The organism is Vibrio sp. 1F279 (assembly GCF_041439815.1).
Lineage (GTDB): Bacteria > Pseudomonadota > Gammaproteobacteria > Enterobacterales > Vibrionaceae > Vibrio > Vibrio tasmaniensis_A.
Window position 1 is genome coordinate 1 of record NZ_JBGOOU010000045.1, and the last position, 17930, is coordinate 17930.

At 45.9% G+C, this 17930-nt stretch carries 21 protein-coding genes; 11 read left to right on the plus strand and 10 right to left on the minus strand.

Translation table 11 applies throughout. From position 1 onward, the window contains the following. Positions 1-155 precede the first annotated feature (155 nt). Positions 156-701, plus strand: coding sequence for a gamma carbonic anhydrase family protein (locus ACED60_RS22470; protein WP_371728531.1), 546 nt, complete (start codon positions 156-158; stop codon positions 699-701). Here ACED60_RS22470 and ACED60_RS22475 read toward each other — a convergent pair. The 4 genes from ACED60_RS22475 to ACED60_RS22490 form a co-directional block, all read right to left on the minus strand. Further along, positions 698-967 (minus strand): DUF1488 domain-containing protein, encoded by a 270-nt coding sequence (locus ACED60_RS22475; RefSeq protein ID WP_017087268.1) that lies wholly within the window; start codon positions 965-967, stop codon positions 698-700. The two genes, ACED60_RS22470 and ACED60_RS22475, sit on opposite strands and share 4 nt — an antisense overlap. Before the next feature lie 17 nt (positions 968-984). Next, positions 985-1815, minus strand: coding sequence for a shikimate dehydrogenase (aroE, locus tag ACED60_RS22480; RefSeq protein WP_371728532.1), 831 nt, complete (start codon positions 1813-1815; stop codon positions 985-987). A gap of 78 nt (positions 1816-1893) precedes the next feature. Continuing rightward, entirely contained in the window at positions 1894-2811 is a 918-nt protein-coding gene (gene hemF / locus ACED60_RS22485) for an oxygen-dependent coproporphyrinogen oxidase (RefSeq protein WP_371706314.1), read from the minus strand. 19 nt (positions 2812-2830) lie between these two features. Next, positions 2831-3388 carry an L-threonylcarbamoyladenylate synthase gene (locus tag ACED60_RS22490; RefSeq protein ID WP_102383301.1) on the minus strand — a complete coding sequence of 186 codons (558 nt, stop codon included), beginning with the start codon at positions 3386-3388 and terminating at the stop codon, positions 2831-2833. A 195-nt stretch (positions 3389-3583) separates the two neighbouring features. On the opposite strand from ACED60_RS22490, the gene purE reads away from it, so the two are divergent. Then, entirely contained in the window at positions 3584-4069 is a 486-nt protein-coding gene (gene purE, locus ACED60_RS22495) for a 5-(carboxyamino)imidazole ribonucleotide mutase (protein ID WP_004735777.1), read from the plus strand. 5 nt (positions 4070-4074) lie between these two features. After that, entirely contained in the window at positions 4075-5205 is a 1131-nt protein-coding gene (locus tag ACED60_RS22500; protein ID WP_371706312.1) for a 5-(carboxyamino)imidazole ribonucleotide synthase, read from the plus strand. 67 nt (positions 5206-5272) lie between these two features. Here the strand turns inward: ACED60_RS22500 and ACED60_RS22505 are convergent, their stop codons facing one another. The 4 genes from ACED60_RS22505 to ACED60_RS22520 are packed head-to-tail and all read right to left on the minus strand — an operon-like array spanning position 5273 to position 8535. Beyond that, a complete protein-coding gene (locus tag ACED60_RS22505) occupies positions 5273-5842 on the minus strand; it encodes a type I DNA topoisomerase (RefSeq protein ID WP_135382211.1) in 570 nt (189 codons plus the stop codon). 12 nt (positions 5843-5854) lie between these two features. After that, a complete protein-coding gene (locus ACED60_RS22510) occupies positions 5855-6331 on the minus strand; it encodes a DUF494 family protein (protein WP_004735774.1) in 477 nt (158 codons plus the stop codon). Between the two features lie 3 nt (positions 6332-6334). Further along, positions 6335-7447: a DNA-processing protein DprA gene (gene dprA, locus ACED60_RS22515; protein WP_108196423.1), complete on the minus strand. Its 1113-nt coding sequence runs from the start codon at positions 7445-7447 to the stop codon at positions 6335-6337. Next, entirely contained in the window at positions 7444-8535 is a 1092-nt protein-coding gene (locus tag ACED60_RS22520; RefSeq protein WP_371728533.1) for a LysM peptidoglycan-binding domain-containing protein, read from the minus strand. The genes dprA and ACED60_RS22520 overlap by 4 nt, the downstream gene beginning before the upstream one ends. Positions 8536-8675: 140 nt before the next feature. Between ACED60_RS22520 and def the strand changes: the two genes are divergently transcribed. The 6 genes from def to ACED60_RS22550 all read left to right on the plus strand — a co-directional run bounded on the left by def (position 8676) and on the right by ACED60_RS22550 (position 15201). After that, positions 8676-9188 (plus strand): peptide deformylase, encoded by a 513-nt coding sequence (def, locus tag ACED60_RS22525; RefSeq protein WP_004735769.1) that lies wholly within the window; start codon positions 8676-8678, stop codon positions 9186-9188. A 38-nt stretch (positions 9189-9226) separates the two neighbouring features. Next, a complete protein-coding gene (fmt, locus tag ACED60_RS22530; RefSeq protein ID WP_371728534.1) occupies positions 9227-10192 on the plus strand; it encodes a methionyl-tRNA formyltransferase in 966 nt (321 codons plus the stop codon). Between the two features lie 119 nt (positions 10193-10311). After that, positions 10312-11592 (plus strand): 16S rRNA (cytosine(967)-C(5))-methyltransferase RsmB, encoded by a 1281-nt coding sequence (gene rsmB / locus ACED60_RS22535; protein ID WP_017099685.1) that lies wholly within the window; start codon positions 10312-10314, stop codon positions 11590-11592. Positions 11593-11672: 80 nt separating this feature from the next. Next, positions 11673-13079 (plus strand): Trk system potassium transporter TrkA, encoded by a 1407-nt coding sequence (gene trkA / locus ACED60_RS22540; RefSeq protein ID WP_122056048.1) that lies wholly within the window; start codon positions 11673-11675, stop codon positions 13077-13079. 95 nt (positions 13080-13174) lie between these two features. Further along, complete coding sequence (locus ACED60_RS22545) at positions 13175-14620, plus strand: TrkH family potassium uptake protein (RefSeq protein WP_009848099.1); 1446 nt, start codon at positions 13175-13177, stop codon at positions 14618-14620. Positions 14621-14646: 26 nt separating this feature from the next. Beyond that, positions 14647-15201 carry a DUF3157 family protein gene (locus tag ACED60_RS22550; protein ID WP_009848100.1) on the plus strand — a complete coding sequence of 185 codons (555 nt, stop codon included), beginning with the start codon at positions 14647-14649 and terminating at the stop codon, positions 15199-15201. A gap of 22 nt (positions 15202-15223) precedes the next feature. On the opposite strand, the gene ACED60_RS22555 is transcribed toward ACED60_RS22550, so the two are convergent. Next, positions 15224-15877 carry a hemolysin III family protein gene (locus ACED60_RS22555; protein ID WP_371728535.1) on the minus strand — a complete coding sequence of 218 codons (654 nt, stop codon included), beginning with the start codon at positions 15875-15877 and terminating at the stop codon, positions 15224-15226. A gap of 173 nt (positions 15878-16050) precedes the next feature. After that, entirely contained in the window at positions 16051-16842 is a 792-nt protein-coding gene (locus tag ACED60_RS22560) for a sporulation protein (RefSeq protein ID WP_009848102.1), read from the minus strand. 283 nt (positions 16843-17125) lie between these two features. Between ACED60_RS22560 and ACED60_RS22565 the strand changes: the two genes are divergently transcribed. Then, positions 17126-17293, plus strand: a complete 168-nt coding sequence (locus ACED60_RS22565; protein WP_012605092.1) for a hypothetical protein — start codon at positions 17126-17128, stop codon at positions 17291-17293. Between the two features lie 131 nt (positions 17294-17424). Continuing rightward, positions 17425-17688, plus strand: coding sequence for a YihD family protein (locus ACED60_RS22570; RefSeq protein WP_009848104.1), 264 nt, complete (start codon positions 17425-17427; stop codon positions 17686-17688). Positions 17689-17930 lie beyond the last annotated feature (242 nt).

The following is a 17930-nucleotide window of genomic DNA, read 5'->3' on the forward strand; positions in this document are numbered from 1 at the left end:
AGGTCGCATTATAGAGATTTCGATCACACTGGCAAGCCCTTTTTGAAGTTTTTCTTACTTTTTTGATTGTTCGAGCGTTTTTTGTTCAAAACACCCCATTTTCACTAGTATTCCCCTTAATTAAGGGCTTAAGGTGCCTATATAAAGGAGGATTTATGAGTTCAATGCGCAGTTATAAAGGAATATCCCCTCAGATTGGACAAGGTGTCTATATAGATACAAGTTCGGTACTGGTTGGGGATATCAAAATCGGTGACGACTCTAGCGTGTGGCCTTTGGTTGCAGCTCGAGGAGATGTGAACCACATTCATATTGGAGATAGAACGAATATCCAAGACGGCAGCGTTTTGCACGTCACCCATAAGAATGCAGAAAACCCTGAGGGTTACCCGCTATTAATAGGTAATGATGTCACTATCGGACACAAAGTAATGCTGCATGGCTGCACGATTGAAGATCGTGTACTTGTTGGTATGGGAGCTATCGTGCTTGATGGCGCGATTATTAAAGAAGAAGTGATGATTGGTGCTGGTAGCTTAGTCCCGCCTAAGAAGGTACTTGAGAGCGGTTATCTATATGTAGGAAGCCCGGTAAAACAAGCACGCCCATTAAATGATAAGGAGCGTGCCTTTTTACAGAAGTCAGCTGACAACTATGTTCAGAATAAAAACGACTATCTAGACTCTGTGCTTCCAGTTTAAAGCGCTTTGATCTGAATCCGATTAGAGGAGTCATACTCCTCTTCTTCTATTAACTCTTCCGCTAGCTCTTCAATATCGAAACGTAACTCTGAAAAGATAACTATAGCTTGATCGCCCTCTTCTATCTCTTTACCTGCCAATCGTGATAATTCTTCAATAGATAAGACACATTCGATCAATGCACCCGATTGCTGTGCTGGGAAAGTGATAGATTGACTTGCTTCATCCCAATCTTGGATATCCGGAAATAGAATTGATTGATTCATTTTTTATAAATACCTTGTTACATCTCTAAGTTTCTACGTAATTCTCTTAAAATCTGTTTTGTCCCAGGGCGAAGACCACGCCACAGCATAAAGCTCTCAGCGGCCTGCCCTACCAACATACCCAAACCATCATAAGCAGCGTGAACACCATTATCTAATGCCCACTGATTGAATACCGTCGTTCCAGATCCGTAAACCATGTCATAAACAGCACTATTCGAATTGAAGATAATCTCAGAAATTTCAGGAAGCTGACCACTTAGACCAGACGAGGTCGAGTTAATGATTACATCAAACCCTTCATTAACATCACTTAACCCCATTCCTTTGATGTTTCCATGTGAAGAAAACATCTCAGCCAGAAGTTCAACCTTTGAACTGGTTCGATTAGCGACTACCAACTGTTGTGGCTTTTGGTCGAGTAGAGGTTGAATCACTCCTCGAGCAGCACCACCAGCACCAAGTAGAAGAACGCGAGCTCCTTTTAACGCAACTTGATGTTGAAGAAGGTCTTGAACTAAGCCTTCACCATCGGTGTTATCACCAATGATCTCTCCATCATCGAGCTTCTTAAGTGTGTTTACGGCACCTGCTAGTTCAGCTCTTTCAGTCAGGCGATTAGCGAACTGATACGCATCTTCTTTAAAAGGTGCTGTGACATTACACCCTCTACCACCCTCACTAAAAAAAGCTTGAGCAGCAATGATGAATTCACCTTGTTCTGGCTGGAGTGCTGTATAGGTAAGTTGTTGGCTGGTTTGGCGAGCAAATAATGTGTGAATGAATGGCGATTTGCTTTGCCCAATAGGGTTACCGAAAACGGCATAACGATCTACTTGCTGTGTCATATCCTTACCTAACAGAAATAATAAAAAGGGTCATCTATATTAGATGACCCTATCACTATCCCTATAAGGAAGGAAGAACTACCAAACTCGAGGTTTTAGGTAATCACTATAAAGCAGAGCTTCTGGTGACCCTGCTTGTGGTTCGTAACGATATTCCCAACGAGCCAACGGCGGCATCGACATCAATATAGACTCTGTGCGCCCACCACTTTGCAGACCAAACAGGGTGCCACGGTCGTAAACTAGGTTAAATTCAACATAGCGACCACGACGATAAAGTTGGAAGTCACGCTCGCGCTCACCGTAAGACGTCTCTTTTCGTCGTTCTACAATTGGTAGATAGGCGGCTGCAAAGCCTTCACCGACAGCCTGCATATAAGCAAAGCTCTTATCGAAACCCCACTCATTTAAGTCATCAAAGAACAGACCACCAACACCGCGTGTTTCGTCTCGGTGAGGCAGATAGAAGTATTTATCACACCACTCTTTATGTTCTTGGTAAACGTCCTCACCAAATGGTGCGCACAGATCTTTAGCGGTTTGATGCCAAGACTGGCAATCTTCATCAAAAGGATAGAATGGTGTTAAATCAAAACCACCACCAAACCACCAAATTGGATCTTCACCTTCTTTTTCCGCAATAAAGAATCGAACGTTCGCGTGTGAGGTTGGGATGTATGGGTTTTTAGGGTGGATTACTAATGAAACGCCCATCGCTTCAAACTTACGCCCGGCTAATTCAGGACGATGAGCGGTTGCAGAGGCAGGCATAGCTTTACCCGCTACATGAGAGAAGTTAACTCCGCCTTGTTCAAATAAAGCACCATTGGTCATCACGCGAGTGCGGCCACCGCCACCGAGGCGTTCGCCAGGTTCGCGCTGCCATGCGTCTTCTTCAAACAACGCTGCACCATCAGCTTGCTCAAGCTGTTGGCAAATCGAATCTTGTAGGCTCAATAAAAACTGCTTTACCGCTTCTTTATCAATTGCTGACATCTTTCTTCCTCTGCTGGGTTTAACCCTGTCTTAATATTTTCGACGTTTTTGCATCTCTAATTTCGCTTGGCTTCTCACGACCACCCGTTTGACCTTCTAAAATAGCCACCAAATGTTGGCCAAGTTGCAGCTGAACTTCTTCAGTCGTCATACAAGGCGGCTCGCCAGTCAGGTTGGCACTGGTAGAGGTTAACGGCTTGCCGAACTCATTACACATTCTTTGAACCAAAGGGTGATCCGTCACTCGTACCGCGATGGATTCAAATTGGCCACTGACCCAGTCAGTTACTTTACTGCTGGTTGGCATTATCCAAGTCACAGGTCCAGGCCATGTTGCTTTTACGGTCGCTAACTGCGCTTCCGTCAACTGGCTTTCGTCAATATAGGGCAGCAACTGCTCGTAACTCGCAGCAATTAGGATCAACCCTTTCTCCATCGGCCGCTGTTTTAAATCGAGCAATTTCTTAATGGCTTGTGGATTATCGGGATCACAACCGACCCCAAAAACGCCTTCAGTCGGGTAAGCAATGACTTCACCTTGTTGTAATGCCTGCAAAGTATGTTGAAAGTTATCCAAGGGTTGCCTCATTAATTCTGTTATCGAACTCGCTAAGTGTACAAATTATCATTCACTGTGACTAAAGCTATTTGTTTATAAAATGTATCAATTAACAACTTAGACTGACGCAAACGTTTTCCTTAAGCAATTTTACCCGTATAATGCGCGCAAAATATCTAATCACTAATTAAATCGTACCTGAAGGAGTTTGAGATGACTGTCGGTATTATCATGGGTTCTAAATCTGATTGGCCAACAATGAAGCTAGCTGCAGAAATGTTGGATCAGTTTGGCGTGGCGTACGAAACAAAAGTGGTTTCTGCTCACCGCACACCTCAGTTGCTAGCAGACTACGCAACCAGTGCGAAAGAGCGCGGTATTAAAGTGATTATTGCGGGTGCTGGCGGTGCAGCTCACCTTCCGGGCATGGCAGCTGCTTTCACAAGCGTCCCAGTTCTTGGTGTTCCTGTTCAGTCTAAAGCACTGAAAGGCATGGACTCACTGCTTTCTATCGTACAAATGCCAAAAGGTATCGCGGTAGGTACTCTGGCTATCGGTGAAGCTGGCGCTGCCAATGCAGGCATCCTAGCCGCTCAAATCATTGGTACACACAATGAAGAGGTGATGGCGAAAGTAGAAGCGTTCCGCTCTGAGCAAACAGAAACGGTTCTTGCTAATCCAAACCCTGCAGAGGACTAATTCCAATGCATGTTCTTGTGTTAGGCGCGGGCCAACTTGCTCGCATGATGTCCCTAGCTGGGGCACCGCTGAATATTGAAATTTCTGCTTTTGATGTTGGTAGCAAAAATATTGTTCACCCACTAACGCAAGCGATTCTAGGCAACGGCTTAGACAATGCGATTGAGCGTGCGGACGTCATTACTGCAGAGTTCGAACATATCCCTCACGACGTGCTTGAGGTATGTGAGCGCAGCGGTAAGTTCTTACCGACAACAGAAGCAATCAAAGCTGGCGGTGACCGTCGTCTTGAAAAAGCCCTGTTAGACGAAGCAAACGTGAAAAATGCTAAGTACTACGTGATTAACTCTCGCGAAGACTTTGACGCTGCAATCGCTCACGTAGGCTTACCAATGGTATTGAAGAGCACACTTGGCGGCTACGATGGTAAAGGCCAGTGGCGCTTAAAGACATTAGATAATGTTGAGTCAACTTGGACAGAAATGGCTGAGTGCATTGCAGCAACAGACAACCAAGCGATTGTGGCTGAAGAGTTCGTTCCGTTTGACCGCGAAGTATCACTTGTCGGTGCTCGTGGCGCCAATGGCGAGATCCAAGTGTACCCACTGGCTGAAAATGTTCACACCGACGGCGTATTGAGCTTATCGACAGCGATTGATGACATTGAACTGCAAGAGCAAGCAAAAACCATGTTCACCGCTGTTGCAGAACGTTTGGATTACGTTGGCGTGCTAGCACTTGAGTTCTTTGATGTTCAAGGTTCACTGCTGGTTAATGAGATTGCACCACGCGTTCATAACTCTGGCCATTGGACACAGCAAGGCGCTGAAACTTGTCAGTTTGAGAACCACCTACGTGCTGTGTGTGGTATGCCACTAGGCAGTACTAAACTGATTCGCCCAACCGCAATGATCAACATTCTTGGTGAAGATACCCTACCTGGGGCTATTCTAGCTCAAGGTGGCTGTCATGTTCATTGGTATGGCAAAGAGAAGCGTGCAGGTCGTAAGATGGGCCACATTAACGTGAGCGCTGACTACAACGCAGAACTGCAAAGAGCGTTATGCTCACTGGCAGACATTCTCGATAAGCAAGCTTACCCTGCTGTGCATGAGTTTGCTGAGCAGATGAAGTAGCCGACATTGTGGATTTGATATAAAAATGGCGCTCAGTGATCGCCGTTTTTTTGTCTATAACATCAGGTTATTGAGATTGAATGTGGTGACACTTGCGATCAGCGCATTGTTTCTTGGTTCCATTGGCTGTTTTCTTCTCAAGTAACAACGGGAACTGACACTCTTCACAACGACCGATAATAGGTGGTTGGTTTACTGCGAACTTACACTTTGGGTAGTTATCACAAGCATAGAAGGTTTTGCCATAGCGAGATTTACGCTCAACCAAATGGCCTCTGCCACACTCAGGGCAAGCAACAAGTGGCTGCTCTTCAAGTTGTTCTTTTGGTTGGTCCAAAGATTCGATGTGATTACACGTTGGGTAACTGCTACAGCCAATGAACATCCCAAAGCGGCCTTGCCTTAATACCAATTCGTTTTGGCATTTAGGACACGGCACACCCAGCTCTTTCACTACGTGACCATCGTTTTGATGTAGAGGCTTGATGTAATCACAGCTCGGATACTGCTTACAGCCTAAAAATGGGCCGTGCTTACCATGGCGAAGCTGAAGCTCTCCACCACACTGCGGGCATGGTTCATGCTCTAATGCATGTTCATGTGCTGAAAAAAGCTGATTATCAATCTTACTACTCATGACAAGCCTGTATTAATGCAAGATACCTTGCTCTTTGGTGTACAACAGCTCTTCCATTTGCGTGTAAGCACTTTCATTACCCGGCACATTAAATAGCACCATTAAGATAATCCATTTCAGATCATCCAATTCAAATTCGCTCGTCTCAAGCCCCATCACACGATCAATCACCATTTCACGAATCTCTGTCGTGAGTACGTTGATCTGTTCAAGGAACAATAAGAAACCTCGGCACTCCATATTAATACGTGAAATCTCTCGACTGGTATAAATACGCATCGAGGTATTGGAACACATAGTAATCGCCGCTTGATTCTCAGTATCTTGCAATGCCGCAAGATCTTCTAACCAATGGAGGGCCTTATAAATATCGTCTTGGTGAAACCCTGCTCGAAGAAGCTCATCTTCCAGCTCATCTTGATCCACCTGCAATTCAGAATCGCTATGGATGTAGGTTTCAAACAAGTACATCAGTATGTCCATCATCATAGCTTAGCCTCTCCCCTTTCGAATATAGCCACCGGAAACTGCAACAACATGCCCTGAGAGCTCAAGCTCTAAAAGCTGCATCATGACCTCATGCACAGGTATATGGGTTCTCTGTGCCAAAATATCAACGGGTGTCGCCTCTAACCCTACGTTAGCTAACAGCTGTGGAAATGGCAATTGTTCATTTTCCCCCATACTGGGCGTAGGTTCGAACAAGCTGGGTTGCTGATCGATAGACCAGTCTAACAGACTCTTTATTTCGATCAGAACATCTTGAGCATTTTGTACTAAACATGCTCCAGCTTTAATTAAGCTGTTACCTCCGCGACTGGTTGGGCTATGAATTGAGCCGGGCAGCGCAAACACCTCTCGACCTTGCTCCATGGCATAGCGAGCTGTAATCAAAGAGCCACTCTTTTCAGCTGCCTCAACTACCAAGGTTCCGAGCGATAACCCACTTATAATACGGTTACGCCGAGGGAAATGTTCAGGTCGTGGTTTTGCGTTTGGACGAAACTCTGAAATCAGCGCACCATTTTCGTAGATTCTATCAGCTAAGTTTCTGTGCCGCGCAGGGTAAATGGAATCTAAGCCAGAGCCTAAAACCGCGAAAGTTTCCCCTCCTTTATCTAGAGCACCATCATGAGCATAACCATCAATACCTAGTGCTAAGCCACTCGTAACGATCAAACCGTTTTGGACGAACTCTTTGGCGAAGGACTTCGCGGTTTGCAACCCTTCGAGGCTGGCATTACGACTGCCAACCATCGCGATTTGAGGTTCAATCAGTTTTTCAACGTGACCTTTAACGAAAAGCACGCTCGGCGCAGAGGCGGTCTCATTCAGCAGTTTGGGATAATGCGAGCAATTCGGGGTAATAATGTGATGGTTGGGTTGTCTTGCTTGCCACGCTAGGCAAGCCTCCACTTCTCTTGGGGCTTGCTCTCTTAAATAGGAGATTTGCTTAGCTGACAAGCCAATCGCTTGCAGTTGCTGGCTTGAGTAGCCAACAATATTAAAAGGAGAATCAATGCTCAGCAGTCGAGAAAGTCGCTTGCCACCCAATTGCGGTACAAAACTTAGAGTTAGCCAAGCACTCAGTTGTTGCTCATTCACTCGGTGCCCTTAAGCTCTTCCGTCAAAGCAAGGTCCAAAGGCGATACCGCCAAAATGTCATTACTTACAGGCTTAGAGCTCTGAGTGATCAAGGCCAAGCTAAAATACTCATAAGGACGAATGACCATCAAGCTACCGAGTGAGGTACTTGGCAACTGCACCTTATCGCTCGCCGCTGACTCTTTATAGCTATATTCACCCTGTTTACCAAACACCACCGCGCCGCTTTCACTAAGCGTAAACATAGATCCTTGGCGAAGATTGTCCTGTGAGCCTTTGTTAATAACCACGACCTGATTCTTTGCACTGTATTGGCTGCTATCTAATGACCCCAAGATATTAGCAAACTGCCCCGCAGCACTAGGCGCTGGATAAAATGTGGTTGAGAGCTTCACCTGATCAATGCCAAGCTCTGGTAACACGAGGTCGTTGAGCAATACCTCTTGCAATTGAGTCTCTATTTGCAAACTACTGAACTCAGCATCCACCTCTTTCAAGCGCGCCGTGGCGACCAAACGCAAAGAAGTCATACTCGCTTGAAGTTGCTGTCGTTGGTAAGTTTCGACAGAACGGTAAATACCCCATTTTTGATGTTGCTGATTGCCCGAGATAAATAGTCGGTCTTCACCTGATAAGAAACGTTTACCATCACTTGTCCCCAACACTCGTTGAGCCGATTGAATATCTTGCTGCTCAACCAAGCGATCAGATTGTAGATACGGCAAAACCAGCCCCTCATTGACGGTAGGTACTGCTTTCTTCTCAGAGACACGAATCTTAGGGCTTAGCTTGATGACGGGTTTGAGGCTCAATACAGGCTCACCATTAATCCAAACCAAAGACAATTTATCTCCAGGGTAAATAAGGTGAGGGTTTTCTATTTCAGGGTTTACCTGCCATAACCTTGGCCACAACCAAGGGCTATCGAGATACATCGCGGAGATATCCCATAAGGTATCGCCCTTAACCACCACATACGCCTCGGGTGCGCCTTGTTTAATGGCTAAAGGTTGCTCACTATTTTCAGCCATAACGGCGAACGAAAGCGAGGCACAAATAAGAGATAAAGCGGGGGAAAAATGACGCATGACCTAGGTTCCTTGGTCTGAATATATGACATCTGATTAGAGAATTACCTTCAGGATGCTGTCATTTGACCTCTAAAATGTCTAGAATTGAGCCAACAAGGTTTAAGCTGTTTCGGCACAGTTCAATATTTCGAGTGTATATGTCTGTATTACAAGTATTAACATTACCAGATGATCGTCTACGTACCGTGGCGAAACCGGTAAAAGAAGTTACCCCAGAGATTCAAAAGTTCGTTGATGACATGATTGAAACCATGTACGACGAAGAAGGTATCGGCCTTGCGGCAACGCAAGTAGATTTCCACCAGCGCATCGTTGTTATCGATATTTCAGAAACACGTGACGAGCCTATGGTTCTGATCAACCCTGAAATTACCGACAAACGTGGCGAAGATGGTATCGAAGAAGGCTGTCTATCTGTACCAGGCGCTCGAGCTCTAGTACCTCGCGCTGCAGAAGTAACGGTTAAAGCATTAGATCGTGAAGGCAACGAATTCACATTCGACGCTGACGACCTTCTGGCTATCTGTGTTCAGCACGAACTTGACCACCTAGAAGGCAAGTTGTTTGTTGATTACCTATCGCCACTAAAGCGCAAACGTATTCAAGATAAGCTAGCGAAGATTAAACGTTTCAACGAGAAACAAGGTTAATAACCGCTGCTATTACTAAATTAAGAAGGAAGTCTACCTTGGGTCAATCTTTAAGAATTGTCTTCGCAGGTACTCCGGATTTCGCCGCCCGTCATTTGGCGGCGTTGTTGTCTTCGGAGCATGAAGTTATTGCTGTTTACACACAGCCAGATCGTCCAGCAGGCCGCGGTAAAAAACTGACTGCGAGCCCAGTAAAAAACATCGCACTTGAAAACAATATTCCGGTTTACCAACCAGAAAATTTCAAGTCAGATGAAGCTAAGCAAGAGCTAGCAGATTTGAATGCTGACATCATGGTTGTTGTCGCTTACGGCTTGCTTCTTCCACAAGCTGTACTAGATACGCCTCGCTTGGGTTGTATTAACGTGCATGGTTCTATCCTACCGCGCTGGCGTGGTGCTGCTCCGATCCAACGCTCTATCTGGGCGGGCGATAAAGAGACTGGCGTAACGATCATGCAGATGGATATCGGCCTAGATACCGGGGATATGCTAAACATCGCAACGCTACCAATCGAATCTACAGATACCAGTGCGTCAATGTACGAAAAGTTAGCTGGTCTTGGTCCTGATGCGCTTGTTGAGTGTTTAGCTGACATCGCTTCTGGTAAGGCTGTTGCTGAGAAGCAAGACGACGAACTTGCTAACTACGCGAAGAAGCTGAGCAAAGAAGAAGCTAAAATTGATTGGAATGACAGTGCAGAACACATCGAACGTTGTGTGCGCGCTTTCAACCCGTGGCCAATGAGTCACTTTGCGATTGTTGATAGCAGCTCTAATGATGAAAAAAGCATTAAAGTTTGGCAGACGCGTGTTGATGAAGAATCGACATCTGCGCCAGCTGGCTCAATCATCAAAGCAGATAAGACTGGTATTTATGTTGCGACTGGCGACAAAGTACTAGTATTGGAACAGTTACAAGTTCCAGGCAAAAAAGCCATGTCAGTTCAAGATATCTTGAACTCACGTGCAAGCTGGTTTGAAGTTGGTACTCAACTTTCTTAACCGCTTTAAAGCTACTCAATATGTACTTTAAAACGTGTAGCTTGTAAAAACACAGTTTAGAAAACCTTTACGAGGGCAGAGATGCCCTCATGTATTCAAATAAATATTCGGTACCCCTCATGAATGTTCGCGCTGCTGCTGCAAATGTCCTATTCCAAGTTGTCGATAAAGGCCACTCTCTTTCACACGCTCTCCCTGCGGCTCAAAAAACGATCCGTCCGCGAGACCATGCTCTACTGCAAGAGATTTGCTACGGCGCACTTCGTTACCTGCCTCGCTTGGAGTCAATCGCTAACGAACTGATGGAAAACTCGCTTAAAGGTAAAAAGCGCGTATTCCACCACCTGATCTTAGTAGGCATTTACCAGTTGAGCTTTATGCGCATTCCTTCGCATGCTGCCGTTGCTGAAACAGTTGAAGCAACCAAAACACTGCGCGGCCCAAGCCTGAGTGGTTTGATCAACGCAGTGCTTCGCAGCTACCTGCGCGATCAAGAAGAGCTAGATGAGAAAGCCGTTAGCCACAATGCGGGCAAATACAGCCATCCAAGCTGGATCCTAAAAATGCTTCAAGAAAGCTACCCAGATCAGTGGGAGCAACTAGTTGAAGCAAACAACAGCAAGGCACCAATGTGGCTACGCGTAAACCGCCAACACCACACTCGTGACGAGTATGTTGAACTGCTTAAAAACGAAAACATTGAATACACACTGCACCCTGAAGCGGCTGATGCCATAAAATTAGCGTCACCTTGTGATGTTACTTTGCTTCCTGGTTTCGACCGAGGCTGGGTATCAGTACAAGACGCTGCAGCTCAGCTTTCTGTTGATTACCTAACACCAAAAGATGGTGAACTAATCCTAGACTGCTGCGCAGCACCTGGTGGTAAAACTGCACACATTCTTGAACATACTCAAGACACTGAAGTGGTTGCAATCGACAGTGATATTAAACGCCTAGACCGTGTTTACGATAACCTTGAACGCCTACAACTACGTGCCGACGTAATCTGTGGTGATGCTCGCTACCCTGAAGAGTGGTGGACGGGCAGTCAGTTCGATCGCATCCTACTTGATGCTCCATGTTCAGCGACCGGTGTAATCCGCCGTCACCCTGACATTAAGTGGCTACGCCGTGCCTCTGATATTGATGCACTAGCAGAGCTGCAAAGTGAGATTTTGGATGCAATGTGGCGCCAGCTAAAAGAAGGCGGCACCATGGTTTATGCGACATGCTCTATCACGCCGCAAGAAAACGTGCTGCAAGTGAAAGCATTCTTAGAGCGTACCGAGAACGCAACGCTAGTTGGGTCTGATATCGAAAAACCGGGTCGTCAAATACTGCCTGGTGAAGAAGATATGGATGGCTTCTACTACGCAGTTCTAGTAAAACAGGCATAACAACTAACAGCGGCTAAGAATTTATTTCTTAGCCGCTGTTTCTTTCTAGTGCATTATCAAAGCGAAATGAGAGCACTAGAATTACAACGGCAAAAAATAAGAGAAAGGCTATGAAGATCATTATTCTAGGTGCTGGACAAGTTGGCGGTACCCTTGCTGAAAACCTAGTGGGTGAAAACAATGACATCACGATCGTCGACCGTAATGCCGACCGACTGCGTGAACTTCAGGACAAATACGACCTTAGGGTTGTAAACGGTTATGCCAGCCACCCGAACACACTACGTGAAGCGGGCGCGCAAGATGCCGACATGTTGGTTGCCGTAACCAACATGGATGAAACCAACATGGCCGCATGTCAGGTTGCCTTCTCTCTGTTTAATACGCCAAACCGAATTGCTCGTATTCGTTCTCCTCAATATCTAGAAGAGAAAGAAGCGCTCTTCAAATCAGGTGCTATCCCAGTCGATCACCTGATTGCACCCGAAGAGCTAGTGACCAGCTACATCGAGCGCCTGATTCAATATCCAGGTGCATTGCAGGTTGTGAGTTTTGCTGAACAGAAAGTTAGCCTAGTAGCAGTAAAAGCTTATTACGGTGGACCATTGGTTGGTAACGCCCTGTCTGCTTTACGTGAGCACATGCCGCACATCGATACTCGTGTTGCCGCTATCTTCCGTCAAGGTCGCCCTATTCGCCCACAAGGCACCACCATCATTGAAGCCGATGATGAGGTTTTCTTTGTGGCAGCAAGTAACCACATCCGCTCAGTAATGAGTGAACTGCAACGCCTAGAGAAACCGTACCGACGCATTATGATTGTTGGCGGTGGTAACATTGGTGCAAGCTTGGCAAAACGCCTTGAACAGAGCTACAGCATTAAACTTATCGAGCGCAGCTACACTCGCGCCGAGAAGCTATCTGAAGAATTAGAAAACACCATCGTATTCTGTGGTGATGCAGCCGACCAAGAGCTGCTGACCGAAGAGAACATCGATCAAGTAGACGTATTCATTGCCCTAACCAATGAAGATGAAACCAACATCATGTCAGCGATGCTGGCGAAGCGAATGGGTGCCAAGAAAGTAATGGTGCTGATTCAACGTGGCGCTTATGTCGACCTTGTTCAGGGTGGCGTGATTGATATTGCGATATCTCCACAGCAAGCGACGATTTCTGCGCTGCTTACTCACGTTCGTCGTGCTGATATTGTTAACGTATCCTCTCTACGTCGCGGCGCTGCAGAGGCGATTGAAGCCATTGCTCACGGTGACGAGACCACCTCTAAAGTCGTTGGCCGAGCGATTGGCGACATCAAACTGCCACCGGGCACCACTATTGGTGCGATTGTTCGCGGAGAAGAGGTGCTTATCGCGCACGATAGAACCGTAATCGAACAGGATGACCACGTAGTGATGTTCCTAGTGGACAAGAAATACGTACCGGATGTTGAGTCTCTATTCCAACCGAGCCCGTTCTTCTTATAGCCTTGTTCTCGTGAGCTTCTTCTCGCAACTTTCTTTTGTGAGAACGGCGCTCCGGCACAAAGCTGTAATCAATTAAAGCTATGGTCTATTAAGCTATGGTCAACTTTCGTCCGATATTATTAGTGATAGGGTTAGTGTTATCAAAACTCGCCCTTTTCATGTACATCCCTACATTGGTTGCCTTTTTCACAGGCACCGGTGGCTTTCTCGAGTTTGGTCAATCGGTCGTGATCACGCACATAGTGGCGTTTATCTGCTTGAGTTTAGGCCGCTCCGCTAAGTTCCGACTTGGGGTGCGGGACATGTTCCTGATCACCTCTCTGGTCTGGACGATTGCCAGCGCCTTTGCTGCACTGCCGTTTGTCTTCATTAATCACATCAGCTTTACGGACGCCTACTTCGAAACCATGTCAGGTATCACCACGACGGGTTCAACCGTATTAAGCGGCTTAGACAGCATGGCACCAAGCATTCTGTTGTGGCGTTCAATACTGCAATGGTTAGGTGGCATCGGCTTCATCGTTATGGCGGTAGCGGTTCTACCAATGCTCAACGTCGGTGGTATGCGCCTGTTCCAAACTGAATCATCCGATTGGTCAGATAAAAGCAGCCCACGAGCAAAAACAGTCGCGAAGAACATCGTAGCGGTTTATCTGGTTCTGACTGGTTTATGCATCATTAGCTATTTGTTTGCAGGCATGGGCATCTTCGATGCGATCAATCATGCCTTCACAACACTGTCGACGGGTGGTTACTCAACATCAGATGGCTCAATGAACCACTTCTCTAACAGTGCTCATTGGGTAGGAACACTGTTCATGTTTCTTGGCGGTCTGCCGTTCTTACTGTTTGTTAGCGCACTACGAGGCCGAAAGCTCTCAATACTCTACAAAGACGCGCAAGTAAGAGGTTTTACATACCTGTTCTTGGTCACCAGCGCCGTAATATCAACATGGTTGGTGGTTAGAGATGGCTACACTGTTATGGATGCGATGCGTGTTTCGATGTTCAACATCGTATCAGTCGTCACCACAACCGGTTTTGGCCTAGAAGACTTCACCGCCTGGGGTGCACTGCCAACCACCTTGTTTGCATTCCTAATGATGGCAGGCGCTTGCTCGGGTTCAACCTCTGGCGGTATTAAAATCTTCCGTTTCCAGATCGCGATGACCATGCTCCACAAACAAATGATGAAGCTAATTCACCCATCGGGCGTGTTTGTTCAACGCTACAATCAGCGACCTGTGAATGACGACATTGTGCGTTCACTCGTGGCATTTGGTTTGATGTTCTTTATCACGATTATCTTAATTGCTGGTGGTTTGAGTGCGATGGGGTTAGACCCAATAACAAGCATCTCAGGCGCTATCACAGCCGTTGCCAACGTGGGTCCGGGAATGGGCAGCGTGATCGGTCCAACCGGGAACTTTGCTCCACTGCCAGACGCCGCTAAATGGTTGCTAAGTTTAGGCATGCTAATGGGACGACTCGAGATACTGACGCTCATTGTTCTATTTTTCCCAGCCTTTTGGCGACGCTAATTCCGCGAATATTTAAGGAAACACAGATGAAATCATACGTACTTCTCGCTAGCGCATTGCTCGCAAACTCAGTATTCGTAAGTTCTGCCTTTGCTGATCAAATGGTCACATTGTCTGATGGTAAGCAAGTGTTACTAAAAGACGATTTTACTTGGCAGTATGTGAGTAACGCATCATCGAATGCAGAGTCAGCATTGACGAGTATTCCTGTAGCCAAAAACACACGCGGTACCACAATCAAGATTGGAGACACCAAGCCAAGCTTGCAGCTTTCCAAATCAGGTGTGGACGTTTTGATTGGGGCAGGACTCTACGAGAATGAACAGCTAATCTTACCTATTTCAGTCACTAACCAAAGCACAGAAGCCGTCGTGCTAGTTACGCTAAATATCACTGTCTACTCACCAACGGGTGAGCTGCTGCATCAAGGCAGTATCAACACTTGGCAATCCATTAAGCGCCTTGCTGATACCTACCTTCGACCACAAACTTCGGCAGAAGGTAAATACTTAGCGATCGATGTTGATAAGTATCCTGAATATAAAATAGACGTGGAGATCACTGACGTTTCTACCCGTTAGGGGCATACCGGTTCAATCAAAACTAAACCGGTGTCACAAACAGATAGATAGCGAAGAAATGGCAAGCGCAGCCCGCCAATACAAACAAGTGCCAGATGGCATGGTTATAAGGGATGCGTTTTGCCACATAGAAAATCACACCCAGCGAGTAAATCACTCCGCCAACTGCCAGTAACACCAAACCACCTATATCGATATTCATCGCTAATTGATAAACAACTATCAAAGATAGCCAACCCATCGCTAGGTAAATGAACAGCGATAAACGCTTGAATCGATAAACGAAGGCTATCTTCATGATGATGCCCACTAGCGCAATCCCCCAGATCACCGCCATCAAGCCCATCGCTAATGGAGTTCTTAAGCCCACTAAGAGAAACGGCGTGTAACTGCCCGCAATCAACAAATAAATAGCACAGTGGTCAAGGGTTTTGAGTAAGCGCTTGGTTTTCTCAGTGGTGATAGAGTGGTACAACGTGGAGGCGAGAAAGAGCAGAATAATACTGCTGCCATACACCGCCATACTAGCAACAGTTAGCATGTCGGCTTGGTAATCAAACGCACGAATAAGCAGCAAGATCAGACCAACCACGCCGAGCACAACGCCCAAGCCATGGGTTATTGCATTAGCGCGTTCTTCGATGTCACTGTATTCGCTGGCTGATAATGCAGACATGAATATCCTACTAGAGTAAATGTTCGATTGACCCAGTATTGCACATTAAGCTTACACGTGTAAGCTTAAATTTTTATGACACCTTTTATGACATTAATGACGCCTGAAATATATAATGAGGCTAAAAGATCCAAAACTAAATAACCAAAGAGTTAATTAAAGGGTTATAGGAACTAAGAGGCGTTATCTAGATATTCAAGTACCATCTTGCCAGCATCTTGTGGTGAGGTATCCAGTGGCACACTCAATTGACGCTGTAGCTTACCAACGCCTAGCAAGCTAGCTAACATGCCTTTTGCACCATCGCGATTTCTATCAATCTCGAACCACAACTTCAGCTCTGTTTCATCACGATGAGCCACCACTTCCAATTCACGCCAACGGCCATGATAAGGACCCGTCGTCGGCACAAACTCAAACTCTTGTACAAACGGCAGTTCAAAGCCTTTGACCGCTTCACATTCCACTTGACGAATACGCAGGCCTTGAGCTTCAAGCTCGTTAAAAATACCATCGAGCAGTGGGTCGGGACGAACCGTTAAGGTGTCTTTATCCGATGGGTCAATCGCCATCGCAATATCCAACCCGGTTTCCAGCCATACCTTTGAATCACCAATCGTAACCGGTGTGTTCAGTGGCACATCAAACTCACATTCAAAGTCACGGGTTTCACCCGGTTGAATCACAAAGGCATACGGCAAGCTCCATTTTGCCAGCGAGTATGTCTGGTGCATTCGGCGTTTATGACCGCCCTCTTGCCCTTGCGAGTTCGCGGTAACTTCTTTGACGTAGCGACAGCATAAGTTGAGATCAATGTTATCGATCTCCTGCGGCTGAGCACCTCCGTAGACATGTACAATAATGCTCGCCTTCTTACCTGGATAAAGCACTTCCTGTTGCAATACAGAATCCACCTTGGCAGATCCAATTCCAAAACTTGCTAACGTTTTCTTTAAGAACGACATATGCACCTCCTTTAAAACATCATCTTAAGCCTGAAAGAGGTTCAAACTCAAATATACTGCTCACACTATTTTAGCTCTAATATCGTTTAATTATCACTCAGGCGTCGATCGATAACTTAGATAGTGATAATCTAACCCTTGATATGCATGCATATCATTATCCTGATTTATTTTTCGGATTGGCGAAAGCCAGACGAGTGACGCTTCAAGCAATTGAGGCGGAGCTCATGATAAATCAGGCCATTAGATTGGCAATGGATATGCCTGACCGTTAGGTAAATTAATGCGCCCAACAGCTGTCAGGTTCTCGCACACCAACCGTAGTGCGATGCGTCGTCGTAGTGGCTTTGTTGCTGCTCCAACGGCTAAGAAATTGGCTCCTACAATGACTCTCGTTGAGAAGGCTGCTTTATTAGCACCGGCTACAACAAAAGTGATTAAAGCCGCTTAACAAAAAGCGCAGTTTTTACTGCGCTTTTTTCTTGCCTGCTCCCATCTTGAAATGTGTTTACACATTGGTATTCCCTACCCGATTTGATACCTTAGCCACAAATCATTATAAAATTTGTGGAGAAATAAAGTATGAAGTGTCACCGCATTGAAGAACTGCTTGAACTGATGGAGCCTGAGTGGCAGAAAGATCAAGAGCTTAACCTGTTAGAGTTCATCATTAAGCTATCAAAAGAAGCGGGCTACCAAGGTAAACTTGAAGAGCTAACTGACGATGTTCTTATCTACCATCTAAAAATGCGTAATAGCGAAAAAGATGAAATGATCCCTGGTCTTAAAAAAGACCAAGAAGATGATTTCAAAACCGCAATTCTAAAAGCGCGTGGCCTTCTTTAGTCGCCTATTTATTTAGAGCTCAATTGCCGTATAGATAAAACACTCAATTTTTAAAAGCGACCGCTCGGTCGCTTTTTTGTTTCTGTTCGCTATTTTTTCGTCACAACTGTTATGACTTTTGTTGTTAAAGGTTGATAGCGTTAAAGAAATGAGAACAAGATTGTCGCTATAATCGCCATCCATAAGAATCTTCTAAAATAATAAGAGTGAGTGCGATACCAACAAATGCACCAAGCTCAATT

Coding starts and splice junctions, on each gene's coding strand:
- ACED60_RS22470 (WP_371728531.1), top strand. CDS start 156: ATGAGTTCAATGCGCAGTTATAAAGGAATATCCCCTCAGATTGGACAA.
- ACED60_RS22475 (WP_017087268.1), bottom strand. CDS start 967: ATGAATCAATCAATTCTATTTCCGGATATCCAAGATTGGGATGAAGCA.
- aroE (WP_371728532.1), bottom strand. CDS start 1,815: ATGACACAGCAAGTAGATCGTTATGCCGTTTTCGGTAACCCTATTGGG.
- hemF (WP_371706314.1), bottom strand. CDS start 2,811: ATGTCAGCAATTGATAAAGAAGCGGTAAAGCAGTTTTTATTGAGCCTA.
- purE (WP_004735777.1), top strand. CDS start 3,584: ATGACTGTCGGTATTATCATGGGTTCTAAATCTGATTGGCCAACAATG.
- ACED60_RS22500 (WP_371706312.1), top strand. CDS start 4,075: ATGCATGTTCTTGTGTTAGGCGCGGGCCAACTTGCTCGCATGATGTCC.
- ACED60_RS22505 (WP_135382211.1), bottom strand. CDS start 5,842: ATGAGTAGTAAGATTGATAATCAGCTTTTTTCAGCACATGAACATGCA.
- ACED60_RS22510 (WP_004735774.1), bottom strand. CDS start 6,331: ATGATGATGGACATACTGATGTACTTGTTTGAAACCTACATCCATAGC.
- ACED60_RS22520 (WP_371728533.1), bottom strand. CDS start 8,535: ATGCGTCATTTTTCCCCCGCTTTATCTCTTATTTGTGCCTCGCTTTCG.
- def (WP_004735769.1), top strand. CDS start 8,676: ATGTCTGTATTACAAGTATTAACATTACCAGATGATCGTCTACGTACC.
- rsmB (WP_017099685.1), top strand. CDS start 10,312: ATGAATGTTCGCGCTGCTGCTGCAAATGTCCTATTCCAAGTTGTCGAT.
- ACED60_RS22545 (WP_009848099.1), top strand. CDS start 13,175: ATGGTCAACTTTCGTCCGATATTATTAGTGATAGGGTTAGTGTTATCA.
- ACED60_RS22550 (WP_009848100.1), top strand. CDS start 14,647: ATGAAATCATACGTACTTCTCGCTAGCGCATTGCTCGCAAACTCAGTA.
- ACED60_RS22555 (WP_371728535.1), bottom strand. CDS start 15,877: ATGTCTGCATTATCAGCCAGCGAATACAGTGACATCGAAGAACGCGCT.
- ACED60_RS22560 (WP_009848102.1), bottom strand. CDS start 16,842: ATGTCGTTCTTAAAGAAAACGTTAGCAAGTTTTGGAATTGGATCTGCC.
- ACED60_RS22565 (WP_012605092.1), top strand. CDS start 17,126: ATGCGCCCAACAGCTGTCAGGTTCTCGCACACCAACCGTAGTGCGATG.
- ACED60_RS22570 (WP_009848104.1), top strand. CDS start 17,425: ATGAAGTGTCACCGCATTGAAGAACTGCTTGAACTGATGGAGCCTGAG.